2 protein-coding genes and 1 pseudogene are annotated in these 3,294 nt (G+C 39.7%); 2 read left to right on the forward strand and 1 reads right to left on the reverse strand.

Annotated elements, in window-relative coordinates; genetic code table 11:
- A pseudogene (locus tag CRT24_RS20715) lies at positions 1 to 186 on the reverse strand (IS110 family transposase); the annotation flags it as partial.
- 615 nt (positions 187 to 801) lie between these two features.
- Here CRT24_RS20715 and hisG point away from each other — a divergent pair.
- Positions 802 to 1,653, forward strand: a complete 852-nt coding sequence (hisG, locus tag CRT24_RS14360; protein WP_099371912.1) for an ATP phosphoribosyltransferase — start codon at positions 802 to 804, stop codon at positions 1,651 to 1,653.
- Position 1,654: 1 nt separating this feature from the next.
- A complete protein-coding gene (gene hisD / locus CRT24_RS14365; RefSeq protein ID WP_099371913.1) occupies positions 1,655 to 2,944 on the forward strand; it encodes a histidinol dehydrogenase in 1,290 nt (429 codons plus the stop codon).
- The last annotated feature ends 350 nt before the right edge of the window (positions 2,945 to 3,294 follow it).

Raw genomic sequence — 3,294 nt, forward strand, 5'->3', positions numbered from 1 at the left:
GTAGGAGGCTCCGGGATAATGTTTCCAAAGATGGTCCACCAGGACCTCAACCTTGGATTCCTGATGGATGCACTTAAGGAAAAGGTCCTTGCTGTAGATCGCAACGTTCCAGCTCTTTAGATGGACATCTATTCCGATATAGATCGGTTGTCCAGCAAAATTTAAATCCGTATTTTGTCGTAGCATAAGATTAGGATTTATGTTGTTATTTTGGTTATATAAAAATATAAACAAATAATCTTATGCTATCTCTTTGTAGTAGCACGTCCTAAATACAAACATAAGGCCTACAGGGTTGGATGGTGCCGAATATTCATTTCTATAATAGTTGCACCCCTAAAGGGTTGGATGGAGCCGTATAATCATTTATATAATAGTTGCACCCCTATGGGGTTTTTGGGGTGTTGCCTTATTTTTTTCTTAACTTAATGACATATCTTGATACTGATTATAAACTCCTCAATTATATATTCTTTCAAATTTCTCAAATCTCATATCTCATATCTAACATTTCATATCTCAAACCTAGTTCTAGTCTTATGTCTTATGTCTTATGTCTTATGTCTTATGTCTATTGTCTATTGTCTAATTTTTTCTCTTTTTTTCCAAAATCCTTGCATAGCAATTCTATAACAATTACTTTTGTTGCGTTATTAATATGAAGATCGCTTGTACACATCCATACATTTTGCATCATCGCCATTGTGGCGATAGATATTAGTATGGCTTCTACGTGGAGCAGGTAAACCCCAGATTCTTTTTTTATTAATAATTTTTTACACTCAACATAAACTCTACATTTTGAAAAATCTCAAAATTGCTATCCAAAAATCGGGTAGATTAAACGAAAAATCTGTTCAATTGCTTAAAAACTGTGGATTGGACTTCGAAAACTATAAAAGCTCCCTTATTACTACCGTTTCCAACTTCAACCTTGAAATCCTATTCCTTCGTGATGATGATATCCCTGGATATGTTGAACAAGGGATCGCTGACCTCGGTATCGTTGGTGAAAACGTAATTGAAGAGACCTTATCGAATGTTCAGTATCTACAGCGATTGGGATTTGGAAAGTGCACGTTGAAATTGGCTATTCCCAAAGATTCTACCATCGACCGCCTCGAAGACCTAAACGGCAAATCCATTGCAACCTCCTACCCTAATATCCTACAACAATTTCTGGACGAATATAAAATCGAAGCTGATATTCAAATGATTTCAGGATCGGTGGAAATTGCTCCTGGATTGGGGTTGAGCGACGCTATCTGTGATATCGTATCTACGGGTGGAACCTTGAAAAGCAATGGACTGAAACCTTTTGTCGATGTTAGAAGTTCTGAAGCAATTTTGATCGGCCGTGAAGGATTGGAAGAGAATCCGATCATTTGTGAACTGTTGCAAAGGATTCAATCGGTTTTGCGTGCTAAAGAAACTAAATATGTGGTTTTGAACGTTGAGAAAAAGAACTTGTCCCAAATCACAGAACTATTGCATGGTGTTAAGAGTCCTACTGTTGTTCCCTTGGCGGAAGAAGGCTGGGTTGCCGTGCACACTGTAATTTCAGAAGATGATTTTTGGGATAAGATCAACAAATTAAAGGCGGCTGGCGCACAGGGTATCGTGGTTATGCCGATCGAAAAAATCATAATGTAATATGCTTAAGACCTATCAATATAAAGATCTCACAAAAGAGCAGATTCAGGAATTGGTAAACAGGAATACTGACCCCAATAATGCCATTCAAGATACTGTTCTCCAAATTATCAATGAGGTAAAAACTGTGGGTGATGCTGCCTTGAAGTCTTATGCCAAGCAATTTGACAAAGTAGATCTTGAAAAACTTTACTTAGGACAAGAAGAAATCGATGAATTGGCATCAACCATTTCACGCGACCAGATGCGTGCACTTGAGATAGCCTTTCAGAATATTTATAAGTTCCATCAGACTCAGCTTAAGCGTGAACGCACTGTGGAAACAATGCCGGGTGTTAAATGTTGGCGTGAGGTGCGACCGATCGAAAAGGTTGGTCTTTATATTCCGGGTGGTTCAGCAGTTTTGCCGAGTACATTGTTGATGCTTGGAATACCTGCGAGGATTGCGGGATGCCGGGAAATCGTAGTATGCTCACCTCCTCAAAACAACGGCAAGATCAATGGATTTGTAGCTTATTGCTTGAAGCTTCTTCAGATAAATAAGATCTATCTAGTTGGTGGCGCTCAGGCTGTTGCTGCGATGGCTTATGGTACTGAGTCCATTCCTAAAGTTAACAAAATCTTTGGTCCCGGAAATCAGTTTGTAACCAAGGCGAAGAGCCTGATCCAAGGTCTTACTGATGTCAGCATCGATATGCCTGCAGGACCTTCGGAAGTTTTGGTAATTGCCGATGACACTTGTAATCCTGCATTTGTAGCAGCTGATTTATTGGCTCAGGCTGAACATGGTATCGACAGTCAGTCTATTTTGGTTTGTACGTCTGTGGAGATTGCTAAAAATGTAGAAGCCGAGGTTGAAAAACAACTGGAAGTTTTGCCGAGAAAGGAATTGGCAGAAAAGGCTATTCAGAATTCTTATTTTGTAATCACCGAGAATTTGCAAGAAGCCATGGATTTTTCAAATCAGTATGCTCCAGAGCATTTGATCTTGGAAACGGATGAGTGGAAGCCATTGATCAATAAAGTCCTGAATGCGGGTTCTGTATTCTTGGGTCACCTAACGCCAGAGAGCGCAGGTGATTATGCATCGGGCACAAACCATACCCTACCGACATCGGGATTTGCAAGGTCATATTCAGGAGTTTCGGTAGATTCATTTGTGAAGAAGATTACCTTCCAACATATCAGTGAGGAAGGCTTGCAACAGATCGGTTCTACAGTGGAGATATTGGCGGAATTGGAAGGATTGCAAGCACATAAGAATGCAGTGAGCATTAGAAAGAAAGGTTGATGGTCAATGGCATAGGGGTGATATTTTGTTAAATACTGCTATAATAGTGTCACCCCGATGGGCAATGTCATTAAGTTAAGAAAAAAAGAAGGCCATAAATCACGTAAATGTTTAATTTTGAATTCACTACTAAACAAATCTAAACAACCGCGTTTATGGCCGATGTAAAAATAGCACTTAAAATCATATCAGACCTAAAAAATTTTATTTCTATCTGTTTAACAGACCCTCTGCTGCTCAATCTTTTCAGGAATTCCAAAACCCATTTCACCCGGGACCGGAAGCTCAATTTCGAGAGATTGGTCCTGCTGATCGCCAAGATGTGCAAGCGGACCCTCTCTGTCGAACTG

Source organism: Sphingobacterium sp. 1.A.5 (genome assembly GCF_002734235.1).
GTDB classification, from domain to species: domain Bacteria; phylum Bacteroidota; class Bacteroidia; order Sphingobacteriales; family Sphingobacteriaceae; genus Sphingobacterium; species Sphingobacterium daejeonense.

What these genes read in the sequence shown, in the direction of transcription:
- hisD (WP_099371913.1), top strand. Translation starts at nt 1,655, where the DNA reads ATGCTTAAGACCTATCAATATAAAGATCTCACAAAAGAGCAGATTCAG.